Source organism: Comamonas sp. Tr-654 (genome assembly GCF_011752915.1).
Taxonomy (GTDB): domain Bacteria; phylum Pseudomonadota; class Gammaproteobacteria; order Burkholderiales; family Burkholderiaceae_C; genus Comamonas.
This window is the reverse complement of the sequence record NZ_VWWQ01000009.1, coordinates 1-21,519: the sequence shown is the minus strand read 5'-3', so window position 1 is coordinate 21,519 and position 21,519 is coordinate 1. Positions and strand designations below refer to the sequence as shown.

The following is a 21,519-nucleotide window of genomic DNA, read 5'->3' as shown; positions in this document are numbered from 1 at the left end:
CGTTCAGCGGCCCAGGCCTCAGAACAGCACGCGGCAGCGGATGGTGCCCGCAATCTGCGCGAGCTTCTCCAGCGCCAGAGCCGAGGACTTGGCGTCGATATCGATCACCACATAGCCGACCTTCTCATCGGTGCGCAGGTACTGGCCCGCGATATTGATGCCGTTGTCGGCAAACACCTGGTTGATGGCCGAGAGTATGCCGGGGCGGTTCTCGTGCACATGCAGGATGCGGTTGTTGCCCGGATGCTCGGGCAGCGCCACTTCGGGGAAGTTGACGGCCGAGGTGGTCGTGCCGTTGTCACTGTACTTGACCAGCTTTTCCGCCACTTCCAGACCGATATTGGCCTGGGCTTCCATGGTGGAGCCGCCGATGTGCGGAGTGAGAATGACGTTGTCCATGCCGCGCAGCGGCGACAGGAATTCGTCCTTGTTGCTCTTGGGTTCCTTAGGGAAGACGTCGATGGCGGCGCCCAGCAGCTTGCCGCTCTTGAGCGACTCGGCCAGGGCCTCGATATCGACCACGGTGCCGCGCGAGGCATTGATCAGAATGCTGCCGGGCTTCATCGCGGCAATCTGGGCCGCGCCCATCATGCCGTTCGTGGAGGCCAGCTCGGGCACATGCAGAGTGACGATATCGGACTGGGCCAGCAGCTCGTTGAGACCGCTGCTCTGCTGGGCATTGCCCAGCGGCAGCTTGGTCACCACGTCGTGAAAGATGACCTTCATGCCCAGGCCTTCGGCCAGCACCGACAGCTGGGTGCCGATGGAGCCATAACCGACGATGCCCAGCGTCTTGCCGCGAATCTCGAAGGAGTTCTCTGCGCTCTTCTTCCAGCCGCCGCGATGGGAGACGGCATTCTTTTCGGGGATGCCGCGCAGCAGCAGGATGGCTTCGCCCAGCACCAGCTCGGCCACCGAACGGGTGTTGGAGTAAGGCGCGTTGAAGACCACCACACCGCGCTCGCGCGCCGCATTGAGGTCGACCTGGTTGGTGCCGATGCAAAAGCAGCCCACGGCGACCAGCTTCTGCGCGGCAGTGAACACATCGGCCGTGAGCTGGGTGCGCGAGCGGATGCCGACAAAGTGCACGTCAGCGATCTTGCGCTTGAGCTCCTCGCCGTCCAGTGCGCCGGTCAGCGCCTCAACATTGGTGTAGCCCGCGTCATGCAGCACCTTGAGCGCGGAGGGATGTATGCCCTCAAGCAGCAAAAACTTGATCTTCGATTTATCCAGCGATGTCTTACCCATGATCCAGCCTCGATCCATCAAAACTCCATTACAGCGGTTTCGTAATTCCGTTACAGCATCTGGGTGCATCGCCCCGGGCCCGCAAGCCGGGATGCGACCGCCGCGCTGGCTGTAACAAATTACGACTTTCCGATTCGTTTCCTACAATCGCGATCATTGATGCGCTTCCAATTTCATAGTTGAAAGTGCAGACCACTCAAGCTTTTTCCAAGGATTTGCTGCCTATGCTGACCCTCTTGCGCCGCGCAGAAGATTTGCTGATTCAGGTTCTGCGTCTTGTCTTGCTGGCTTTCTCCATCTTTGTGCTGTTTGGCATGGGCCACTGGATCTGGGACCACTACAAGCCCAAGAAGACCGAAGGCGTCACGGCCGGCGCGACGGCGCTGAACTGGAAGGATGCACCCTACGATCTCAAGTACATGGAAGAGGAAACCGGCCGCGACCTGAGCGGCCTCGGCAATGCCGTGCCCATGGAAAAGCGCCTGGCCGACCCGGCACTGCGTCCCGACTTCCGCAAAGCAGACGGCCTGCTGCGCGGTTTCATCTACAGGGACACGGCAGCGCGCAAGCGCGTGGAAGCCGAAAACAACAGCCAGGGCCTGGATCCTATCCACCCCCTGCTCAAGGGCGATGCCCTGCCCTCAGCCGACGATGTCAACCGCCAGATCAAGATGCGCGAAGCGCGTGAGAACTCCTGCTGCGACAAGGATGCCGCCGACGCAGCCGCTGCCGAAGTCGACGCGGCCTGGACGGCTCGCCGCATCTCGCTGACCCGCGAGGACCGCATGGCCCGCGCCGCCGCAGATGCAGCAGCCGATGCAGCGATGGCGGCCGCCGCCGAGGCATCGGGTGAAGACGCAATGCTGATGGACGCGGTGAACCTGGCCTCCGAGATCAACGACCGTGCCCAGGCGGCCGAGATGGAGCATGGCGAAGGCTCTTATGCGGCCTATCTCAAGGGACTGCCCGCAGCGCTGGAGAAGGTGCTGGGCAACGAGAGCCTGGCCAAGAAGCTGCAGCAGCAGTCCGCCCCGCAGATCGTCAACACCTTGCTGACCAATTACACGCTGTCCTTCGACCGCACGGCCGCCAAGCTGCGCGGCGACAACCCCGATGAGGAAAAGTGGGAGTTTCTGGGCATGGACACGGCGTTTGCCACGCTGCTGATTTCCTGCCTGGTGATGGTGATGATGGCGCTGGTGATGTTCCGCATGGAACGCCATCTGCGCGGCATCGGCACGCAACCGGATCAAAAGTCCTGATCTCCCGGCTCCCGCACAGGAGCCGAAGCTTGCGCTATCGTTTCGGGCCCGCCTCTGCTCCGCAGACGGGCCCGTTTCTTTGGAGAGATCACCATGAGCACCACCCGTACCAGCACCGTCCCCGTTCACACGCAGTTCATAGAGCGCATGTCGCCGCGCGCCTTTGTGCCCGAAGCACTGAGCGCCGCCCAGATCGAGCAACTGGTGGAAGCCGCCCGCTGGGCGCCTTCGGCCAGCAACAAGCAACCCTGGCACTTTGCCTATGCCCTGCGTGACGACGCGAACTGGCAGGCGTTCTCGCAGATCCCCAACGAAGCCAACCGCCGCTGGTGCCTGAATGGCGGCGCGCTGATCGTGCTGCTGTCGGACAAGCAGGCCTCGGCCGCCAAGCACAGCTTCGACGCGGGCTGTGCCTGGGGCTATCTGGCGCTGCAGGCCCATGCCATGGGTCTGGCCACGCATGCCATGGGCGGCTTCTCGGCCGAAGAAGCCCGCAAGGTGCTGAAGCTGCCCGAGCATCTGGTGCCCGAATGCGTGATTGCCGTGGGCCGCCGCGCCGATGCCGCCACTCTGCCCGACGACCTGCGCGAACGCGAGCTGCCGTCCGGCCGCAAACCGCTGGTCGAAGTGCTGAGCGCTGGTGCCGTGCCAGTCTGAAGCGCCACAGCCCTGCTGCCAAAGCTCCACAGCTCACCCTGTGGAGCTTTTTTTGACAGAATTGCCGCATTAGCAAATACAACATTGCGGGTGCAGCCGTCCATTCTGCAACCCAGCAGCCTTAGCCTATATGTCCGTCATGCAAACAATGTGGCAACGCCTGGGGCCGGTGGCCTCGCGCCCTTCGTGGAAGGAGCTGGTACGCGCCAGCATCGGTGCCGGGCTGGGTCTGGCACTGGCCGGCATCCTGGTGGGACTGGTCGAGCATTTCTTTCCCAACACCCTGTTCCTGTTCGCACCGCTGGGCGCCACGGCCGTGTTGGTGTTCGCCGTGCCCAGCAGCCCGCTGGCCCAGCCATGGAACTGTGTGGTCGGCAACACCGTGCCCGCGCTCTACACCTTGCTGCTGCTGTGGGCGTTCCCCATGCTGTCCCAGACCTCGCTGGCCGCGCTGGCGGTGGCGGGCGCCATCGCCCTGATGCTGCTGCTGCGCGCCCTGCACCCGCCGGGAGGCGCCGTGGCCTTGCTGACGGTGCTGGCTGCCTCCCAGATGGCGCCGCTGGGCTGGCATCTACTGGTACCCATGGCCGTGCTCTCGGGCGTTCTCTCCGCTGTCGGCGTGCTCTACCATCGCGCCTGCGGCCGCCCCTATCTGCACCAGCCGCCCCAGGTGGGCAAAGCCCAGCGCCCCACCACGCGCCTGGCACTGAGCGAGCAGGATCTGGAGCAGCTGCTGCAACGCTTTGAACAAAGCTACAACCTGACCCCCGAGGACCTGGGCGAGCTGCTGGCCGCCGCCGAGGAGGAGGCCATCAAGCGCCGCCTGTCCAGCGTGAACTGCGGCACGGTCATGTCGGCCAAGCTGGTGACCGTGGGCCCGCAGACTCCGCTCGAGGAAGTGGCCGAGCTGTTTCACCGCCATCTGGTCAAAAGCCTGCCCGTGGTCGATGCCCAGGGCGAGCTGATCGGCCGTGTGCTGCGTGCCGACCTGTTCGACTGGCTCTGGCAGGACCATCGCTCGCGCCAGCAGCAAAATCTCTGGCAACGCCTGCGCAGCCGGCCATCCAAGGTGCAATCCGAGGCCCAGGAGCTGATGCGCGCGCCCGAGATGAGCGTGCAGGAAGACACTCCCATGGGCGATCTGCTGCACGAGCTGGCATCGCATAGCGTGCAGTTCATTGCCGTGCTGCGAGGCAAGACCCTGGTCGGCGTCATCACGCGCTCCGACGTGATCCGCACCCTGCTCTCCATCAATCAGTAACCCTGGGGGCAAAGCCCTCTTGCCTGACCTAGCCTGCTGGATAAACTATGGGCAGTACTGGTTTGATTGCCCGAAAAGGAGTTGCTGCCATGGACGCCGTGTTCACCCCCAACCTCGACAAGCTGCGCAACATCGTGCAAAGCTTTGGCGCCAATTCCTTTACCGCGACACAGGTGGCCACGGAGTACGAGGGCAGCACCGCCAGCAGCGAAGTCACCAAGACCTTCGAAGAGCTGCTCGCCCACCACGCCATCGTGCTGGGCATACAGCCCGTGCCGGGCCATCACGTAGTCTGGCGCGCGAGTTGAGCCACTGACCGAACGCTTCAGCCATACCCACCTCGGTGGGTATTTTCTTTTCCAACTCAGGGCCCGCTGGGCTAAAGTGCGGCGCCATGTCGCTGATTCCTCTTTCCCTCTGGTTGCCGCTGTCCGTTGCGGCCTGCGTGCTGCTGGTGCTGGCTGCCATGGGCTGGCTCTGGCGCTCGGCGCTTCGCGTTCCGGCGGGCAGCCGTGACGGCCGCAATATGCGCAACATGGCCACCATTGCCAGTGCTGGCCTGCTGCTATGGCTGGCGTATGGATTGTTCAAGGGTTATGGGGCGCTGTGGCAGGCCGATGCCCTACTAATCATGGCCCAGGCATCGCTGCTGGTACAGATGCCGTTGATCATCGCCGCAGTGGCCTGGATTGCGGCCCTGCTGCTGGGCCGCGTCATGGTCATGCACAAGAACAGTCACGAAGACTGAAGGGCGCGACACGCTCTCAGGGCGCGCGTGGTGCGGTCGGTGTCTGATCCGCCCATAGCTTGCGCAGCTGCTGCAGCTCGGCATCGAAGCGCTGGTTGATGCGCTGCTTTTCCTCTTCCTGCTGCTTGATGAAGCGCTGCTGCTCGGCCTGGGAATCCGTGTTGTCGTCCAGCTGGCGTCGCAGATTGGCTGGAGCCTTCTTCGGATCGTTCTGGTAGAACTCCAGCTCGGTATTGAGCTTGCGGCGGCGCTCCCTGAGATCGACCTGGCGCTGCTGGGCCACGCCGATCACATCGTTGACCTGGGAAATCGCATCTGCTCTGGCCGCGTCATGCACACCCTGATTGGGAAAGCGCGCCAGCATGGCGCGGTCACGCGAGCGTTCTTCGCGCAGGCGCTGCTGCTCGGCCTGATCCTGGCGGCGCTTGGCTTCCAGCGCGCTGCGTTCCTGATCGGTCAGTGTCGGGCCCACGCGGCGCAGTTCGACCCCCGTGTTGCCGAGCACACGCTGCTCGCGATCGACGCAGGAGGCAATCGGCCTGTCGGCCGTGATGCGCCTCCCGTTGGCATCCGTGCAGGCGTAGATACCGCCGCTATTGACCTGGGCTTGAGCCGGCATGACCCCTGCCCAGACGGTAGCTACCACATACAAACTCAGTTTTGCATGCAAGGCCTGCTTCATTTGCGTGTTTATTCCTTGTCTTCGACACCATAACGCTGGCGGTAGGCCAGCACGCGTTCATGATGCTCGGGGCCGGCCTCGCCGCCTTGCTGCTCGAGATAAAGCAACAAATCGGCCAGCTTGGCAATCGCACACACCTGCATGCCCAGCTGGTTGCGCACATATTGCACGGCGCTGTGCGACACGTCCTGACCATTCTCTGTTGCCATTTCCTGACGATCCAGAGCGATGGCCACGGCATGCGGCTCGGCACCGGCAGCCTTGATGATAGCAATCGACTCGCGCGCAGCCGTGCCGGCCGACATCACGTCGTCGATGATGAGCACGCGGCCCTTGAGAGGAGCGCCCACCAGGGTGCCGCCTTCGCCATGATCCTTGGCTTCCTTGCGGTTGTAGGCAAAGGGCACGTTCTTGCCCTGGCGCGCCAGCTCCACCGCCACCGTCGCAGCCAGAGGAATGCCCTTGTAGGCAGGGCCGAAGACCATGTCAAACTCCATGCCGCTGGCCAGAATGGCTTTTGCATAGAATTCAGACAGACGGGCCATCTTGGCCCCATCGTCGAACAGGCCGGCATTGAAGAAGTACGGGCTCATGCGCCCGGCCTTGGTCTTGAATTCGCCAAAACGCAGCACGCCCGCTTCGACGGCAAACTGCACGAAATCCTGCGCCAGACGGTCTGCACCGCCCATTGGCTTCTCACTCACCACCATGGATTCATCCTTGTTCAAATTAACCAGCCTCAACCTCAACGGTATCCGCTCTGCCACGACCAAAGGCGCCGAAGCCTGGATCGAAGCCACTGCGCCGGATTGTATTTGTGTCCAGGAAATCAAGGCCCAGGCTTCGGATATGGCCGGGCGTTTCGAAGTGTTGGCCGGCATGAAGGGCTACTTCCACTTTGCCGAGAAGAAGGGCTACTCGGGCGTGGGGGTCTACTCCCGCCACGAGCCCAGCGATGTGGTCGTGGGCTTCGACATCGACGAGTTCGACGCCGAAGGCCGCTATGTCGAAACCCGCTTCGACACGCCCGCACGCAAGCTCTCCATCATCAGCGCCTACTTTCCCAGCGGTAGCTCGGGCGAGCTGCGCCAGGAAGCCAAGTTCCGCTTTCTGGCCAAGATGCACAGCCACTTGATGCACCTCAAGGCCGAGCGTGACTTCGTGCTATGCGGCGACATCAACATCGCGCACCAGCAGGCCGACCTGAAGAACTGGCGCGGCAACCAGAAGAACAGCGGCTTCCTGCCCGAAGAGCGCGACTGGATGACGAAGTTGTTGCACAAGACCGAGATCAGCGGCGGTCTGGTGGACGTCTACCGCCTGCTCCAGCCCGACACCACGGATGCCTGCTACACATGGTGGAGCAACCGGGGCCAGGCCTATGCCAACAACGTGGGATGGCGACTGGACTACCACCTGGCCACGCCGGCGGTCGCGGCCCTGGCACGCACCGAGTCCATCTACAAGGGCGAGAAGTTCTCAGACCACGCGCCCATCACCATCGGCTACGACCTGACGCTCTGAGGCGTGCAAGCAACGCCGGCAGCGCAGGCATGCTCGGCGAATTGAGTTAGCGCAAGGTGCAACAGTACAACCCATGCGAGCATCAGTTGTACTGAGCCGGCTGGGCAGGTTTCCGAAAGAATGAACGGCGGAACCTGGAGGGCGACAAGGCCACAGCGGTTCCCGTTTCGCTTTTAGGAAAAGGAATAGCCAATGAAGAAGATTCTGATGACCCTGGCCCTGTGTGCAGCCGGTGCCCTGAGCGCACCCGCCATGGCGGCAGGCTGCGAAGCCGTCGTTGAGAGCAACGACGCCATGCAGTTCAATGTCAAAAGCATCGACGTGCCCAAGTCCTGCAAGAAGTTCAGCGTGACTCTCAAGCATGTGGGCAAAATGCCCAAGACGGCCATGGGCCACAACATCGTGGTCAGCACTGCCGCCGATATGCAGCCCGTGATCACCGACGGCATGGCCGCCGGTGCAGGCGCCGACTATGTGAAGGCTGGCGATGCACGCGTGCTGGCGCATTCCAAGCTGATCGGCGGCGGCGAGACCACCAAGTTCGATATCGATGTGGCCAAGCTGAAGGCCGGCACGGACTACGCTTTCTTCTGCAGCTTCCCCGGCCACTCGGCCCTCATGAAGGGCTCGCTCAAGCTGGGTTCCTGATCCGGAAATTCTATTTTTTAGTAGCTTCTAGCGCTTTCTATAAAAGGTTTTCAGCTATATAAGTACCTGAAAACCTTGATAAACAAGCGCAATTAGCTTCTTAATCAATAGCAAATCTGGTTGACCCAAAGCGCCTGTGACGAAAGTCACCGGCGCTTTTTCATGGCTACTCCATCGCGGAGGTCAGCGGCCTGTTGGTCACCACATGCTTCATGACCAGCGTGGAAGTCATGCGCAGCACGCCGGGCAGCCGGGTCAGGTGCTCGTCATAGAGACGCTGATAGGCAGGCAGATCGCGCACCACGACCTGCAGCAGATAGTCCGGGTCGCCAAACAGGCGCTGGGCCTGCACCACATTGTCGAGCCGGGCCACGGCGTCCTCGAACGCGGGCACGGACTTGCTGTCCCTGAGCGTGACAAAGACCAGCGACGAAAAATCCAGCCCCAGCGCCGCAGGGTCCAGCTCGGCGCGGTAGCCGCGAATCACGCCCGACTCCTCCAGCGCACGCACACGCCGATGGCAGGGCGACAGGCTCAGGCCCACCTGCTCGGCCAGCTCGGTCACCGTGAGGCGGCCATTGTTTTCGAGCGCAGCAAGAATTTTTCGATCCAGCGAGTTCACGAGACAGCTTCTTCCAATTTCAAGCCGATCAGCGGCGAATATTGAGAGCACATTCTCGCTCCTCTTCCATATTCTCTCGGCATCAACGCTTTTCGAGGGAATTTCGTGTCCTACGCCGCCTTGACCGCCTTCTGGGCTGTCTCCTTTCTTCTGGTGCTCACGCCCGGGGCCGACTGGGCCTATGTGATCTCGGCCGGTCTGCGCGGCAGACGGCTGGTGCTGCCCGCCACTCTGGGCCTGGCCTGCGGTGCGCTGCTGGCGACGCTGGCGGTGGCTGCGGGCGTTGGCGCCCTGGTGGCACGCAATCCGGCCCTGCTGACCGCTTTGACGGCCACCGGCGCGCTGTACCTGGCCTGGATGGGCGTAGGCCTGTGGCGCAGCCCGGCCGCCATCAGCAGCGCCGCAGACGCCGAGACCGGCACGCGCTGGCACTGGACGGTCAAGGGAGCCAGCGTCAGCGGCCTCAACCCCAAGCAGCTGTTGCTGCTGCTGGCCCTGCTGCCGCAGTTTGTGCGGCCCGACGACAGCTGGCCGGTGTTTGCGCAGATCATGGTGCTGGGCGCCGTCCATGCGGCCAGCTGTGCCGTGGTCTATTTCGGTGTGGGCTGGGGCTCGCAAAGCGTGCTGCGCTCGCGCCCCGCAGCCGCGCTTGCCGTCTCGCGCCTGTCGGGCACGCTGATGCTGGTGATTGCCGCCGTGCTGCTGGGCGAGATCGCCGTTCCGCATCTCTGAAAGACAAAATGCCTGCGGCCGACTACCGCAGGCATTTCAAAAACAGGCATACGCTACGACCCGGGACTTCGGGCGCCCGCATTGCGAAGCAAGGCGGCAGAGGGGGCAGAGGCCTCAGCAGAGGCCACTCCATCTCATCAGCTCTTCAGAGCCCCCAGCACCTCGTCGAGCATCTTCTTGGCATCGCCGAACAGCATGCGGTTGTTGTCCTTGTAGAACAGCGGATTGTCCACGCCCGCATAGCCGGAGGCCATGGAGCGCTTCATCACGATGGAGGTCTTGGCCTTCCAGACTTCCAGCACCGGCATGCCGGCGATGGGGCTCTCGGGATCGTCCTGGGCTGCGGGATTGACGATGTCGTTCGCGCCGATGACGATGGCCACATCGGTCTCGGGGAAGTCCTCGTTGATCTCGTCCATCTCCATCACGATGTCGTAGGGCACCTTGGCCTCGGCCAGCAGCACGTTCATGTGGCCGGGCATGCGTCCTGCCACCGGATGGATGGCAAAGCGCACAGCAACGCCTTTTTCGCGCAGGGTCCTGGTGATTTCGTTGACCGTGTGCTGGGCCTGGGCCACGGCCATGCCGTAGCCGGGCACGATGATGGCGCTCTTGGCTTCGCGCAGCATCTCGGCCGTCTCGGCGGCGCTGACGGGTGCCACCTCGCCCTGGGGCTCGGCAGCCGCAGCGCCACTGCCCTTCTTGGCTGGAGCCCCGGAGCCGAAGCCGCCCGCAATCACGCTGATGAAGTTGCGGTTCATGGCCTGGCACATGATGTAGCTCAGGATGGCGCCCGAGGAGCCCACCAGCGCGCCGGTGACGATCAGCAGGTCATTGCCCAGCATGAAGCCGGTAGCCGCCGCCGCCCATCCCGAGTAGCTGTTGAGCATGGACACCACCACGGGCATGTCGGCACCACCGATGGCCATGACCATGTGCACCCCGAACAGCAGCGCAATGGCGGTCATCACGACCAGCGGCAACATGCCGTCGGCCACGGTTTCGGCATGCAGAAACTCTCGGCCAAACCAGATCACCACCAGCAGCGCCACCAGATTGAGCCAGTGGCGTGCGGGCAGCAGCAGCGGCTTGCCGCCTATCCTGCCGTTGAGCTTGCCGAAGGCGATCAGCGAGCCCGAGAAGGTGACCGCGCCGATCAGGATGCCCACGTAGATCTCCACCTCGTGAATGGCTTTTTCTGCGCCAGCGAGCTGGATGGAGGTATCGACATAGCTGGCAAAGCCCACCAAGCATGCCGCCAGACCGACCAGGCTGTGCATGAGGGCGACCAACTCGGGCATCTGGGTCATCTTGACGACCTTGGCCGCATACAGGCCGATACCGCCGCCGAGCACCAGCGCGCCGACGATCCAGGCGATGCCGCCGGCATCGACACGCGGGCCGAACACGGTGGCCAGCACGGCCAGCGCCATGCCGACCATGCCGAACAGATTGCCGCGGCGCGAGGTTTCGGGGTTGGACAGGCCGCCGAGGCTGAGGATGAACAAAATGGCAGCCCCCAGATAGGCTACCGTTGCGAGACTTTGGGACATGGTATTTCTCTCTTGTGCTCGTTCTTCTTATTTGCGGAACATGGCCAGCATGCGGCGTGTCACGGCAAAGCCGCCAAACATATTGACTGCAGTCAACACAAGCCCGGCAAAGGCCAGCCAGCGGATCAGTTCATCCGGACGGCCCGTGCCTGCCGTGCCCGGCGGCGCAATCTGCACCAGCGCGCCAATGGCGATGATGCTGGAGATGGCGTTGGTCACGCTCATCAGCGGCGTGTGCAGCGCAGGCGTCACATTCCACACCACCATGTAGCCGATGAAGCAAGCCAGCACGAACACCGTGAAGTGACCCAGGAAGGCCGCCGGCGCATAGGCGCCGATGAACCAGAAGGCCACCGCGGCAATCGCAAAAATAATGGCCAAGGTCTTGGCCGGCAACGGCCCGGCAGCGCCGTGGCCATGGCCGCCTTTCTTCTGCTCCACCACACCCGCAGCGGGCTTGGGGGCTGGCTTGGGTGCCTGGACAATGGGTGGAGCAGGCCAGGTGATTTCGCCGTCCTTGACAACCGTCAGGCCACGAATCGCATCGTCCTCCATATTCACCACAGCCACGCCATCCTTGGCCTTGCACAGCTCTTCGGTCAGGCGCAGCAGATTGGTCGCATACAGCGTTGACGACTGCTTGGCCAGGCGCGATGCGAGGTCGGTGTAGCCGATGATGGTCACGCCGTGGCGGACCACGGCCTCATTGGGCACGGTCAGCTCGCAGTTGCCGCCCTGCTCGGCCGCCATGTCGACGATCACGCTGCCGGGCTTCATGCTCTGCACCATCTCGGCCGTGATCAGCTTGGGCGCCGGTTTTCCGGGAATCAATGCGGTGGTGATAATGATGTCCACATCTTTGGCCTGCTGTGCATACATGGCGCGCTGCGCGGCCTGAAAGCCCTCGCTCATCACCTTGGCATAGCCGCCGCCGCCGGCACCGTCTTCTTCGTAATCGACCTTGACGAACTCGCCGCCCAGCGAAGTGACCTGATCGGCCACCTCGGCACGCGTGTCGTTGGCGCGCACGATGGCGCCCAGGTTGGCGGCCGTGCCGATGGCCGACAGGCCGGCCACGCCAGCGCCAGCAATGAAGACCTTGGCTGGTGGCACCTTGCCTGCCGCCGTGATCTGGCCGTTGAAATAGCGACCAAAGGCGTTGGCGGCCTCGATCACCGCACGGTATCCCGATACGCCGGCCATCGAAGTCAGCGCATCCATCTTCTGCGCGCGGCTCAGCGTGCGGGGCAGCGAGTCGATCGCCAGCACGGTCACCTTCTTGGCGGCCAGTTGCTGCATCAGGTCGGGGTTCTGGGCGGGCCAGATGAAGTCGATCAGGATCTGGCCTTCGCGCATCAAGGCAACCTCCTCCTGACTGGGCGGCCTCACCTTGAAGATGATGTCGGCGGCAGCCCAGACCGCAGCAGCGTCGGGCAGCACCTCGGCACCCACTGCGCGATAAGCGTCATCACTGAAGTTGGCGGCATCGCCGGCGCCCGATTCGATGGCAATCGAAAAACCCAGCTTGACGAGTTTTTCAACCACATCGGGTACGGTGGCCACACGCTTTTCCAACGGGAATGTTTCCCGCGGGATGCCGATGCGTTGGGCGCCAGAGCGTTGGGCGTCACCACGCTGGGCGTCAGCGCCGCTCGGCTGGCTGGAAGGGGTAGACATGCAGAGTCTCCTGGAGTTTGAAAACGGTTTTCCTCCAGACCGACCCGTCCCCTGCCATTCCTGCCCGTGGGAGGAACTTGTATTGCATGGGCATTGGCACGGCCTGAACGATCTTGAAACTGTGTCGGGCCGCTTCCCATGAAGCGACTGCCCGCTGCCTTGCAGCACAAATACGTTTTAGCAGCCCGCACCAAAATGGGGCACTCGCATCCATGCTAGCTCAAATGAGGGATGACGCCAGAATCTGAGCGGGCATTTTTGATGCGCGTGCCATGCCGTGTCATGCTTGCGGGGTTCGCTGACCGCGAGACTACGCAAACGCCCGAAAAATACAAGTCACCCATGTTGCAATATCACACCGTCCCCGTCACCGCCTTTCAACAGAACTGCTCTCTCGTCTGGTGCGACCAGACCATGGATGCGGCCGTCATCGACCCCGGTGGTGATATCGAGCAGATCGAGTGGGAGGTGGAGCGTCTGGGCCTGAATCTCAAGGCCATCTGGATCACCCACGCCCATATCGACCATGCCGGCGGCACCAGCGAGCTGGCGGCCAAGCACGCGCTGCCCATCATCGGCCCGCATGAGGGCGATCAATTCTGGATCGACGGCCTGCCCCAGCAGGGCGCCATGTTCGGCTTTCCCCACTCCGACCCCTTTGTGCCCACGCGCTGGCTGCATGACGGCGACACCGTGACCATCGGCGAGGAAACGCTGAACGTGCGCCACTGCCCCGGCCACACACCCGGCCATGTGGTCTTCCACTCGCCACAGATCGACCGCGCCTTTGTCGGCGATGTGCTGTTTGCCGGCAGCATAGGCCGCACGGACTTCCCTCAGGGCAACCATCAGCAGCTGATCGACTCCATCGTGCAGCGCCTGTGGCCCATGGGCGATCAGACGATCTTCATCCCCGGGCATGGCCCCGAAAGCAGCTTCGGCCGCGAGCGCAAGCTCAACCCCTATGTCAGCGGGACCTGAAGCCTGACGGCCGAAGCTTGCGAAATCAGCTCTTCCGTAGCAGCATGTCCCTGTCACGCCTTGTGACATCACATCTGTTGGAGGGAGTTCGTATGCGCAATTTATGGAAGATTTGCCTGGTTTCAGCCCTGGTCAGCAGCTCATTGCCCGGCCTGGCCCAGGCTCCGGCAGCGGCGCCTGCCGCACCGGCCGCCAAAACAGCCCCCATGCCCGCCAAGCCGGCGGCAGAACCGGCAGCCAAGGCTGCGCCGGCCCCTGCCGCCGCCAAAGCGGACATGCAGACCTTTGTCTGCAAGGACGGCTCCACCATGAGCGCGGCATCCTCCAAAGGAGCTTGCTCGGGCCGCAAGGGCATTGATCAGGAGGCCACTGCCAAGGCTGCTGCAGGCGCCAAGCCGGCCGCGACCGCCGCACCTGGCGGCGGTGCAGGCAAGGTCTGGGCCAATGAGGACAGCAAGATCTATCACTGCCCCGGCACCCGTTTCTACGGCACGACCAAGAACGGCAAGTACATGAGCGAAGCCGATGCCAAGGCCGCAGGCATGCACGGAGCCAACAACAAGACCTGCAGCTGATCCGCAGCCTGCAAACATCAAGCATCGCGCTGACCTGCGTCTGCAGGCAGCGCTTTTTTTCATGTAAAACACGCTGAAACGCTTTCCCATCAAGCTCAGGCAGCTATCAATTCAAAAGGACAATCGCGGGCATGAACTGGTTGGTCGGACTGGCTATCTTGTTGGTGGCAACCTTGCTGCTATGGGCTTTTTCGGCGCTGCTCATCAGCATGCTCGCCGGCCTGGCGGTCAGCGCCCTGCTCTGGCAGCCGCTGCGCTGGTGGCGCCGCAGGCAGTTGCTGCGCAAGCTGGAGCAGAACCCGGCCCTCGATATCCAGCAGCAGGCCCCTTGCGCCCTGTTCTATCTGCTGTCCGCAGCCGTGGTTCTGCTGGGATGTACCGCCGCACTGGCCACCCTGATTCATCTGCCCGATAGCCTTTATTCGCCCGAGCAGCTTTCTCTGATCTGTGGTCTGGTATTTGCCATCAGTCTTGCAAGCCTCATCAAGCTGAGCGGCAATCTCGTCAGCCTGGGTGAGGATGCCGCTGCCGCAAACGAGATCAGGGCGGCCTGGTCGCTGGCGGCGGGCGTTGTGCCCATGCTGTCCCTGATCACCCTGATTTTCTTCGTACCGCATACAGCGGGCTGGATGGTCTGGCGCGAGCAATGGCGCGGCTATGACAGCACGCGGCTGCTCATCCCCCTGAAGCACAACGATGCCGAGCACCAGCAGGCCTTGTTGCAGTTGGTCCGCCCGGTACTGGAGCAAGGCAGCCGCATCCTGAGTCACCGAGCCCGCTCGCGCAGCGGCGGCAGCTATACCCTGAGCGCCGCCCTGCCCGCACGCTATCGCTTTCATAAGGATGCGCTGGAGTTGCAACTGGCGGGTCTGATGCTGCAGGAGCAACTCAACATGCACCTGCAGGCCCTGATTTCCGTGGTGGAAGGAGTGGTCAGCAGCCTGCCACTGGCCTATGCCCAATGCCAGCCGTCCCCCGATTGGTTGGGCAGACAGCGCTTTTTCGGGCGCGGCCAGCAAGCCATGCAATCGCTGCGCGAATGCGTGCGGACTCGCCAGTCCGAGCTGACAACCGCGCTTCCCTTGCTACTGGGCAATCTGCAGGAGGTGCAAGTGGGCTGGAGTCGCTTTCGCCCCTGGCCGGCTCTGCCTCGCTGGCAGGCAGCGGCCTTGCAGGAAGATGAAGATGAGCTGCAGCAGCTCGATACTCTGCGCTAAGAATCATTAGAGCGGCAGCACATCCAGCCACTGGCCGGGCTCCAGCCCTTCGATCGAGTAAGGCCCCACGGCCATGCGCACCAGACGCAGCGTGGGATGGCCGACGGCAGCGGTCATGCGGCGCACCTGACGGTTCTTACCCTCGCGGATGATGAGCTCGATCCAGCAATCGGGAATGCTCTGGCGCACGCGAATCGGCGGGTTGCGCGGCCACATGCCGGGCTGGGGGTCTATCAGGCGGGCCTTCGCGGGCAGGGTCTTGCCGTCGCTCAGTTCGACGCCATCGCGCAGGCGCTGCAAAGCGGCTTCGTCGGGCACGCCTTCGACCTGCACCCAGTAGGTCTTCTCCATCTTGTGGCGCGGGTCGGCAATGCGGGCCTGCAACTGGCCGTCATTGGTCAGCAGCAGCAGACCTTCGCTGTCGGCATCGAGCCGGCCCGCCACATAGACGCCGGGCACATCGATCCAGTCCTTGAGGCCCTGCCACTTGCCCTCGGGCGTGAACTGGCTGAGCACTCCATAGGGCTTGTGAAAGCACAGCAGGCGCGGGTGCTCGGGCCGGGGTGCGGGCTGGCGCACCACGGTGCTGCGGCGCAAGCTGCTGGAGCGATTGGAAGAGAACGGGCGGGGCATGGCTGCGAGCTTAGCAACAAAGACCGGGACTGACATCAAGCATCAAAAAGCCTTGTATCGATTTCTGGGCATACGAATACAGCTATCAGTTTTGAAAATCCGGGAAAGCTGCCCCCAGCAGCGGCTGCGGATACACCTCACGCACGCAGTCCAGCCAGGCCTGGGCCGCGCGCGACAGATAGCCGGGCCGCCACATCAGCGCCACATCCCAGGGGATTTCGGGCTCCACCAGGGGTCGGCTGGCCACGCGCTGCGGGTCGTAGCGCGCGATGACATGCTCAAACATCACTGCCACGCCCACCTGGGCCGCGACCAGATGGCCGATGAAGTCCCAGTAGCGCGTCTGCAGCTTGACCTGGGGCGTGAAGCCCGCCGCCTCGCATTGCTGCAGCACATGCTCGTGCAGTGCAAAGTCCGAGGTGTAGAGCACAAACGGCAGATCGCGCAGATCGCTCCAGCGCATGGGCTGGCCGGGGTCAGCCACCTGCTGGGCTGGCAGCACCACGCGCGTCTTCTGGCGCGCCACCGTGTAGCGCTCCAGCGCCGGGTCGGGGGCCGCGAACAGGCCCAGCGCCATGTCCAGCTTGCCTTCCTGGATCAGCTGGTACTGGGCGCGCGCGCCCTGCTCGTTGACCTGCAGATTCACGCCCGGATAGCGCTGCTGGAACAGTGCGATCACCGGCGCCATGTAGTGCCCCGTGGTGGGCATGATGCCCAGGGACAGCTCGCCGCGCGTGATGTGGTCCACCTCGGCCACCTGGCGGCGCAGCAGCTGGGCCTGCTCCAGGATCTCCAGCCCGCGGTCATAGACCACCTGACCTGCGTCGGTCAGCTGCACACCTCGGCCTTCTCGCAGCAGCAGGCGGCCACCGAATTCGTCCTCCAGCGCCTTGACCATCTTGCTGATGGTGGGCTGGGTCACGTGCAAGGCGTCAGCCGCGCGGGTAAAGCCGTTCTGGCGCACGACCTCGATGAAGTAACGCAGGGCACGCAGGTCCATGACAATTCCTTTTACGCATGGAAAAAATGAGAATAAGTCATTTTATGAATATAGGTGAAAACCCTAGAATCCCATCCATGTCACAGATTCCGGAAGCTGCCACCCCTCGCGCCCAGGGCGGCAGCCATTCTTTTGCCCAGACACTCTGGCAACTGCTCAAGGCCGTGCTGCAAGTGTGCCTGCTCAGCGCCATCTGGATTGCCATGGATGTGCTGCGCCAGCATTTCGGCTGGAGCATGCCGGCCGGCCTGATCGGTTTCGGCCTGCTTGCGGTGGGGCTGTTCTCGGGCCTGGTCAAGGCGCGCTGGCTGCAAAGCGGCACCAACTGGCTGCTGGCCGAGATGCTGCTGTTCTTTGTGCCTGCCATGCTGGTAGTCACCGAATACCCCGATCTGATCCGCCATCAGGGCCTGCGCATCCTGGCCGTCATCGTGGCCAGCACGGCCTGTGTGATGGGAGTGACCGCGCTGGCGGTCGATCGCGTCTACCGCTTCGAGCTGTGGCTGGCAAGGCGCAGGTCCGGCCGCGAAGCCGGCAAGGAGTAAGCCATGCTGTCGAATGAAGTCATCGGTCTGCTCTCGCTGCTGACCACCGTGGCCTGTTACTGGGTCAACAAACGCCTGTACCGCAAGCACCCCCACCCGCTGCTGATGCCCATCGTTGCCACGCCCATGGTGCTGATCGGTCTGTCGCTGCTGACCCATGTCAGCTACCCCCAATACATTGCACAGACGCACTGGCTGGTCTGGCTGCTGGGCCCCACCACCGTGGCTTTTGCACTGCCGCTGTACGAGAACCGCAAGCTGCTGCGCAAGCACTGGATGTCGATTGCCACCGGCGTGGTCGTGGCCAGCCTGGTGTCCATCTCCACCACCATTGCGTTTGCCGATATGTTCGGCCTGTCCGAGGCGCTGCAAAAAGGCCTGGCCGTGCGCAGCATCACGACACCGTTTGCGATCGAGGCCGAGAAGGTGCTGGGCGGGCCTACCGATCTGGCGGCACTGTTCGTGCTGCTGACCGGCGTCAGCGCCATGCTGCTGGGCGAGACCGTGCTGCGTGTGCTGCCCCGCATCCGCAGCAAGCTGGCCACGGGCGCCAGCTGGGGCGGCGCCGCCCATGGCAGCGGCGTGGCCCGCGCGCGCCAGGCCGGCGAGGTGCAGGCCGTGATGGCATCGCTGGTGATGATGATTGCCGGTGCCGTCAACGTGCTGGCCGCACCCTGGGTGCGCACATTGTTTTTCTGAGCCGCGCTCGGGGACTGGCTCCGGCAAGCGTCGCTCTCAGCGCACCGGAATGGCGATCGGGCGCAGCGGCGCGGCGTCACCACCGCGGATCTTGAGTGGCCCTCCGATGAAGGCGAACTCGTAGACCTTGTCGCGCGAGAGTGCGTCCAGGGCCACCAGTTCCATGATGGGTATGCCTTGCTGGGCCAGCAGATAGCTGTGCAGCGGCACATAGTCGTCGTCCACCTCGGAGGGGAAGGTCTCCAGGCTCAGATTGTCGGCGCCGATGATCATGGCACCCGCATCCTCGGCCAGAAAGCGGGCCGCATCCAAGCCCAGCCCTGGCGGCTTGGCCATATAAGCCTGGGGCTGCTCGTAGAGCTTCATGCGACCCGTGCGAATCAGCACGATATCGCCCTTTTGCAGCGTCACGTTCTGGCGTGCCAGCGCCTCCTTGAGGTCCTGGCGGGTGATCCGGTACTGGTCGGGCAGCATGTCCAGGCCCTTGGCCGCAGCCACGTCAATCAGCACGCCGCGCGCCACCAGTGGCGGGAATTTCTCTATGCCTGTGCGCTGCCAGCCACGGTCGCCCAGATGCTCGTCGGCGCTGAAGCCGTTCCAGATCCTGCCGCGTATGCCGAAGTGGTTGAGTGCGTCGATGTGCGTGCCCGTATGGCTGTACATGGAGAACGCCGTGCCCGTGTAGCTGCGCGTGGCATTCATGTTCTTGCCCACGTTCATGGGGTCGTCCACCACGGTGCCGCGTGGCGTGTGCGTCATCCAGAACTGGTAATGCGGATCGCCGGCGTCCTGCCAGCTCGGCATGCCCACGTAATACTCGGTGGCGAGGTCATAGACCTGGCCGCCTGTGATGCGCTGCAGGATGGCAGCGCGCGAGGCAGGCGTGATCAGATTCAGGCGACCGATCTCGTCACCTGGCCCCCAGGGGCTGCTGCCCACATCCTGGCCGGCACCGGCCGCAAGCGTGTGGCCACCGTGGGCATGGGCCAGGCCGGAAAACGCTGCAGCCATCGCGAGCAACAGGGCTGGCAGGCGTCGCGAGCGGGCGCGGAAAGCGAAGTTCATGGGTGTTTCCTAGAAAGCGGTGCACCTTGCGGCGCGAGTGAGAAAGTGAGAGGAAATGGCTTAGCCCACCAGGGCACGCAGCCGTTCACGCAGCATGTTCAGAGGCTGGGTCTGCAGCGGCGGCAGGCCCTGCGCGATCAAGGTGGGAATGCTGCTCAGGCCCAGGCGCCGGGCCAGTGCGAGGTCCTGGTGAACCATGTTCAAGGCCTCGGCACTTTCCATGCAGCGTGCAAAAGCATTGCGCTCGAAGCCGGTGTGCGTGGCGATGCCCAGCAGCACCTCGGCATCGCCTATGTTGCGATGGGCACTCATATGGGCGTGCTGTATGGCATCGAACAGATTCCAGTGAGCCTCGTCGCCCTCGAGCATCTGGGCCGCCTGGCAGGCCAGTGCGCCGGCCAGGCCGCTGGGGTACTCGAAGCTTTCGCGGCGCATGCCTTCGATGTCGATGCGCTGGGTGTCGTCTTGCTGCGCGCAGGCTTCCCAGTGCCCGAGAATGGTTTGCTTGGCCTGCTCCATGGAGCCAAACCTGGCCACCATTTCGGCGCGGGAAGCCTGCAGCACAAAGCTGCGCTGACGTACGCGCAGGCCCAGCTCGCCGGCCACCTGGCGCAGACGCGGCGACATCACATAGCACCAGCCGCAAACCACGTCATGGAAGAAATCGATGGTGGCAGCAGTCTGCTGGTCCGCGCACCGGGCCGGTTCAGAAGCGGGATGGATTGCGATCTGCGCGGGCGAAGCGCAGGAAAAATCATGGCATTGCGTCATGCTTGTGTCCTTCATGGCTGATGGACAGCAAGCGTAGGGCGCAGGCATCGCAGGAGTAAGAGGCCTGCGCTTGAGAGACTCTTAATTCAGCGTCAAGAATCGCCGCCCATGGCCGCAGGCAGCTCTTCTGCCAGAAAGTCCACAAAGGCGCGCACCTTGGGCAGCAGGTGGCGTTGCGTCGGGTAGACCACATAGACATGGCGTGGCGGCTCTGCCCAGTCTTGCAGGCTCAATGCCTCCAGCTGGCCCTGAGCGATGGCGGGCCGGGCCAGAAAAGACGGCAGTGCACCGATGCCGATGCCGGCCTCCAGCAACTCACGCAACATAAGACTGTTGTTGACGCTGGCACGAGCTTCGCTCGGAACTTGCAGGCCATCGTCGGCCTGTGCCAGGCTGTAATTCAGCAGCGCATGGTCACGTAGCTCGGCTGTGCTGGCCGGGCGGCCGTGTTGCTGCAGATAGGCCGGCGACGCGCACAGCATCTGCGACAGCGAGGCCAGGCGCCGCGCAATCAGCGAGGAATCCGCGAGCTCGGCGCTCAGCCGTATGGAGACATCAAAGCCCTGCCCCACGGCGTCCACCAGCCGGTCCTCCATGGACAGATCGATCTGCAACAGCGGATGGAGCTGCATGAAGCGCGCCAGCAGCGGCGCCAGTGTGCTCAGCGCAAACGACAGCGGCGCGTTCACGCGCAGCCGCCCCGTCACCTGCTGGGACTGGGCACGTACCGATTGCTCCAGCGTGTCAAATCCATCGAGCAGCCGACAGCATTCGGCGTAGTAGGCCCTGCCGGTAGCGGTCAGGCTCATGCGGCGCGTGGTGCGCTGGATCAGCACCGCACCCAGCTGGGCCTCCAGCGCGCGCAACTGCTTGCTGAGGGCCGCCGAGGAAAGATCGAGTGCATCGGCTGCCCTGGCAATGCTGCCCAGTTCGACAATGCGCCTGAAGGCGCGCAAAGGGGTGAGCGAATCCATGGAAGAGAAGAGCGAAAAACTGGGCCGCAGCGTAGCAGCTTTCGCAGCAGGGCCGACGCGACCGGGGCGGGCTCGCTCTTCTTCTGAAACGTAGACTGCTCAAGCCCTGCCGCGGGCTCGAGCGGTCCCAAGCATCACGCCAGCGTATAGGCCGTCTTCACCGTGGTGTAGAACTCCTGGGCATAGCGGCCCTGCTCGCGCGGGCCGTAGCTCGATCCCTTGCGGCCGCCAAACGGCACGTGGTAGTCCACACCCGCCGTGGGCAGGTTGACCATGACCATGCCGGCCTGGCTGTGACGCTTGAAGTGGGTGGCGTACTTGAGGCTGGTGGTGGCAATGCCGGCCGACAGGCCAAACGGCGTGTCGTTGGAAACGGCCAGGGCTTCGTCGTAGTCCCTGACGCGGATCACGCTGGCCACGGGGCCGAAGACCTCCTCGCGGTTGA

At 63.5% G+C, this 21,519-nt stretch carries 25 protein-coding genes; 13 read left to right on the top strand and 12 right to left on the bottom strand.

All coding sequences use genetic code 11. The features are described 5' to 3' along the window. Positions 1-18: 18 nt before the first annotated feature. Positions 19-1,248, bottom strand: coding sequence for a phosphoglycerate dehydrogenase (gene serA, locus F3J24_RS22510; protein WP_167011148.1), 1,230 nt, complete (start codon positions 1,246-1,248; stop codon positions 19-21). Between the two features lie 224 nt (positions 1,249-1,472). On the opposite strand from serA, the gene F3J24_RS22505 reads away from it, so the two are divergent. The 5 genes from F3J24_RS22505 to F3J24_RS22485 all read left to right on the top strand — a co-directional run bounded on the left by F3J24_RS22505 (position 1,473) and on the right by F3J24_RS22485 (position 5,176). Then, positions 1,473-2,510: a hypothetical protein gene (locus F3J24_RS22505; protein WP_167010862.1), complete on the top strand. Its 1,038-nt coding sequence runs from the start codon at positions 1,473-1,475 to the stop codon at positions 2,508-2,510. Between the two features lie 93 nt (positions 2,511-2,603). Beyond that, positions 2,604-3,167, top strand: a complete 564-nt coding sequence (locus tag F3J24_RS22500) for a nitroreductase family protein (RefSeq protein ID WP_167010860.1) — start codon at positions 2,604-2,606, stop codon at positions 3,165-3,167. Between the two features lie 139 nt (positions 3,168-3,306). Continuing rightward, on the top strand, positions 3,307-4,428 hold the full coding sequence (locus F3J24_RS22495) for an HPP family protein (RefSeq protein WP_240154449.1): 1,122 nt from the start codon (positions 3,307-3,309) through the stop codon (positions 4,426-4,428). An 89-nt stretch (positions 4,429-4,517) separates the two neighbouring features. After that, positions 4,518-4,736 (top strand): hypothetical protein, encoded by a 219-nt coding sequence (locus tag F3J24_RS22490; protein WP_043005637.1) that lies wholly within the window; start codon positions 4,518-4,520, stop codon positions 4,734-4,736. Between the two features lie 86 nt (positions 4,737-4,822). Next, entirely contained in the window at positions 4,823-5,176 is a 354-nt protein-coding gene (locus tag F3J24_RS22485; RefSeq protein ID WP_167010859.1) for a hypothetical protein, read from the top strand. Positions 5,177-5,192: 16 nt separating this feature from the next. Here the strand turns inward: F3J24_RS22485 and F3J24_RS22480 are convergent, their stop codons facing one another. Together F3J24_RS22480 and pyrE are read right to left on the bottom strand one after the other, a co-directional pair. After that, positions 5,193-5,858: a DUF4124 domain-containing protein gene (locus F3J24_RS22480; RefSeq protein WP_167010857.1), complete on the bottom strand. Its 666-nt coding sequence runs from the start codon at positions 5,856-5,858 to the stop codon at positions 5,193-5,195. 8 nt (positions 5,859-5,866) lie between these two features. After that, complete coding sequence (gene pyrE / locus F3J24_RS22475) at positions 5,867-6,568, bottom strand: orotate phosphoribosyltransferase (RefSeq protein ID WP_043005650.1); 702 nt, start codon at positions 6,566-6,568, stop codon at positions 5,867-5,869. Between the two features lie 10 nt (positions 6,569-6,578). Between pyrE and F3J24_RS22470 the strand changes: the two genes are divergently transcribed. After that, complete coding sequence (locus tag F3J24_RS22470; RefSeq protein ID WP_043005632.1) at positions 6,579-7,382, top strand: exodeoxyribonuclease III; 804 nt, start codon at positions 6,579-6,581, stop codon at positions 7,380-7,382. A 192-nt stretch (positions 7,383-7,574) separates the two neighbouring features. Further along, positions 7,575-8,030 carry an azurin gene (gene azu, locus F3J24_RS22465; RefSeq protein WP_003059504.1) on the top strand — a complete coding sequence of 152 codons (456 nt, stop codon included), beginning with the start codon at positions 7,575-7,577 and terminating at the stop codon, positions 8,028-8,030. 166 nt (positions 8,031-8,196) lie between these two features. On the opposite strand, the gene F3J24_RS22460 is transcribed toward azu, so the two are convergent. Further along, positions 8,197-8,652 (bottom strand): Lrp/AsnC family transcriptional regulator, encoded by a 456-nt coding sequence (locus F3J24_RS22460; RefSeq protein ID WP_114863543.1) that lies wholly within the window; start codon positions 8,650-8,652, stop codon positions 8,197-8,199. 105 nt (positions 8,653-8,757) lie between these two features. On the opposite strand from F3J24_RS22460, the gene F3J24_RS22455 reads away from it, so the two are divergent. After that, complete coding sequence (locus tag F3J24_RS22455) at positions 8,758-9,384, top strand: LysE family translocator (RefSeq protein WP_167010856.1); 627 nt, start codon at positions 8,758-8,760, stop codon at positions 9,382-9,384. A 137-nt stretch (positions 9,385-9,521) separates the two neighbouring features. Here the strand turns inward: F3J24_RS22455 and pntB are convergent, their stop codons facing one another. Together pntB and F3J24_RS22445 are read right to left on the bottom strand one after the other, a co-directional pair. After that, complete coding sequence (gene pntB / locus F3J24_RS22450) at positions 9,522-10,937, bottom strand: Re/Si-specific NAD(P)(+) transhydrogenase subunit beta (protein ID WP_167010854.1); 1,416 nt, start codon at positions 10,935-10,937, stop codon at positions 9,522-9,524. A gap of 27 nt (positions 10,938-10,964) precedes the next feature. Then, positions 10,965-12,614 (bottom strand): Re/Si-specific NAD(P)(+) transhydrogenase subunit alpha, encoded by a 1,650-nt coding sequence (locus F3J24_RS22445; RefSeq protein ID WP_205244925.1) that lies wholly within the window; start codon positions 12,612-12,614, stop codon positions 10,965-10,967. Positions 12,615-12,956: 342 nt separating this feature from the next. Here F3J24_RS22445 and F3J24_RS22440 point away from each other — a divergent pair, with 342 nt between their 5' ends. The 3 genes from F3J24_RS22440 to F3J24_RS22430 all read left to right on the top strand — a co-directional run bounded on the left by F3J24_RS22440 (position 12,957) and on the right by F3J24_RS22430 (position 15,387). Continuing rightward, a complete protein-coding gene (locus F3J24_RS22440; protein WP_167010853.1) occupies positions 12,957-13,595 on the top strand; it encodes an MBL fold metallo-hydrolase in 639 nt (212 codons plus the stop codon). Positions 13,596-13,687: 92 nt separating this feature from the next. After that, a complete protein-coding gene (locus F3J24_RS22435) occupies positions 13,688-14,170 on the top strand; it encodes a hypothetical protein (RefSeq protein WP_240154448.1) in 483 nt (160 codons plus the stop codon). Positions 14,171-14,301: 131 nt separating this feature from the next. Beyond that, a complete protein-coding gene (locus F3J24_RS22430) occupies positions 14,302-15,387 on the top strand; it encodes a hypothetical protein (RefSeq protein ID WP_167010852.1) in 1,086 nt (361 codons plus the stop codon). A 6-nt stretch (positions 15,388-15,393) separates the two neighbouring features. On the opposite strand, the gene F3J24_RS22425 is transcribed toward F3J24_RS22430, so the two are convergent. Together F3J24_RS22425 and F3J24_RS22420 are read right to left on the bottom strand one after the other, a co-directional pair. Continuing rightward, on the bottom strand, positions 15,394-16,056 hold the full coding sequence (locus F3J24_RS22425; protein ID WP_167010850.1) for a pseudouridine synthase: 663 nt from the start codon (positions 16,054-16,056) through the stop codon (positions 15,394-15,396). A 49-nt stretch (positions 16,057-16,105) separates the two neighbouring features. Continuing rightward, a complete protein-coding gene (locus F3J24_RS22420; RefSeq protein WP_043005626.1) occupies positions 16,106-17,020 on the bottom strand; it encodes a LysR family transcriptional regulator in 915 nt (304 codons plus the stop codon). A 77-nt stretch (positions 17,021-17,097) separates the two neighbouring features. Here F3J24_RS22420 and F3J24_RS22415 point away from each other — a divergent pair, with 77 nt between their 5' ends. Continuing rightward, entirely contained in the window at positions 17,098-17,565 is a 468-nt protein-coding gene (locus F3J24_RS22415) for a CidA/LrgA family protein (protein ID WP_167010848.1), read from the top strand. Between the two features lie 3 nt (positions 17,566-17,568). Beyond that, positions 17,569-18,264: an LrgB family protein gene (locus tag F3J24_RS22410; protein WP_059441595.1), complete on the top strand. Its 696-nt coding sequence runs from the start codon at positions 17,569-17,571 to the stop codon at positions 18,262-18,264. Between the two features lie 36 nt (positions 18,265-18,300). Here F3J24_RS22410 and F3J24_RS22405 read toward each other — a convergent pair whose 3' ends face one another. The 4 genes from F3J24_RS22405 to F3J24_RS22390 all read right to left on the bottom strand — a co-directional run. After that, a complete protein-coding gene (locus tag F3J24_RS22405; protein WP_167010845.1) occupies positions 18,301-19,329 on the bottom strand; it encodes a cyclase family protein in 1,029 nt (342 codons plus the stop codon). Between the two features lie 60 nt (positions 19,330-19,389). Further along, entirely contained in the window at positions 19,390-20,100 is a 711-nt protein-coding gene (locus tag F3J24_RS22400; RefSeq protein WP_167010843.1) for a DsbA family protein, read from the bottom strand. A 92-nt stretch (positions 20,101-20,192) separates the two neighbouring features. Then, a complete protein-coding gene (locus tag F3J24_RS22395) occupies positions 20,193-21,074 on the bottom strand; it encodes a LysR family transcriptional regulator (RefSeq protein ID WP_167010841.1) in 882 nt (293 codons plus the stop codon). 134 nt (positions 21,075-21,208) lie between these two features. Next, on the bottom strand, positions 21,209-21,519 hold a 311-nt coding region (locus F3J24_RS22390; RefSeq protein ID WP_167010839.1), incomplete at its 5' end, for an aldehyde dehydrogenase family protein.

Coding starts and splice junctions, on each gene's coding strand:
- F3J24_RS22430 (WP_167010852.1), top strand. CDS start 14,302: ATGAACTGGTTGGTCGGACTGGCTATCTTGTTGGTGGCAACCTTGCTG.
- F3J24_RS22405 (WP_167010845.1), bottom strand. CDS start 19,329: ATGAACTTCGCTTTCCGCGCCCGCTCGCGACGCCTGCCAGCCCTGTTG.
- F3J24_RS22420 (WP_043005626.1), bottom strand. CDS start 17,020: ATGGACCTGCGTGCCCTGCGTTACTTCATCGAGGTCGTGCGCCAGAAC.
- F3J24_RS22495 (WP_240154449.1), top strand. CDS start 3,307: ATGCAAACAATGTGGCAACGCCTGGGGCCGGTGGCCTCGCGCCCTTCG.
- F3J24_RS22505 (WP_167010862.1), top strand. CDS start 1,473: ATGCTGACCCTCTTGCGCCGCGCAGAAGATTTGCTGATTCAGGTTCTG.
- azu (WP_003059504.1), top strand. CDS start 7,575: ATGAAGAAGATTCTGATGACCCTGGCCCTGTGTGCAGCCGGTGCCCTG.
- F3J24_RS22440 (WP_167010853.1), top strand. CDS start 12,957: ATGTTGCAATATCACACCGTCCCCGTCACCGCCTTTCAACAGAACTGC.
- F3J24_RS22480 (WP_167010857.1), bottom strand. CDS start 5,858: ATGAAGCAGGCCTTGCATGCAAAACTGAGTTTGTATGTGGTAGCTACC.
- F3J24_RS22500 (WP_167010860.1), top strand. CDS start 2,604: ATGAGCACCACCCGTACCAGCACCGTCCCCGTTCACACGCAGTTCATA.
- F3J24_RS22490 (WP_043005637.1), top strand. CDS start 4,518: ATGGACGCCGTGTTCACCCCCAACCTCGACAAGCTGCGCAACATCGTG.
- F3J24_RS22415 (WP_167010848.1), top strand. CDS start 17,098: ATGTCACAGATTCCGGAAGCTGCCACCCCTCGCGCCCAGGGCGGCAGC.
- F3J24_RS22445 (WP_205244925.1), bottom strand. CDS start 12,614: ATGTCTACCCCTTCCAGCCAGCCGAGCGGCGCTGACGCCCAGCGTGGT.
- F3J24_RS22435 (WP_240154448.1), top strand. CDS start 13,688: ATGCGCAATTTATGGAAGATTTGCCTGGTTTCAGCCCTGGTCAGCAGC.
- F3J24_RS22395 (WP_167010841.1), bottom strand. CDS start 21,074: ATGGATTCGCTCACCCCTTTGCGCGCCTTCAGGCGCATTGTCGAACTG.
- F3J24_RS22400 (WP_167010843.1), bottom strand. CDS start 20,100: ATGACGCAATGCCATGATTTTTCCTGCGCTTCGCCCGCGCAGATCGCA.
- F3J24_RS22485 (WP_167010859.1), top strand. CDS start 4,823: ATGTCGCTGATTCCTCTTTCCCTCTGGTTGCCGCTGTCCGTTGCGGCC.
- pntB (WP_167010854.1), bottom strand. CDS start 10,937: ATGTCCCAAAGTCTCGCAACGGTAGCCTATCTGGGGGCTGCCATTTTG.
- serA (WP_167011148.1), bottom strand. CDS start 1,248: ATGGGTAAGACATCGCTGGATAAATCGAAGATCAAGTTTTTGCTGCTT.
- F3J24_RS22410 (WP_059441595.1), top strand. CDS start 17,569: ATGCTGTCGAATGAAGTCATCGGTCTGCTCTCGCTGCTGACCACCGTG.
- pyrE (WP_043005650.1), bottom strand. CDS start 6,568: ATGGTGGTGAGTGAGAAGCCAATGGGCGGTGCAGACCGTCTGGCGCAG.
- F3J24_RS22425 (WP_167010850.1), bottom strand. CDS start 16,056: ATGTCAGTCCCGGTCTTTGTTGCTAAGCTCGCAGCCATGCCCCGCCCG.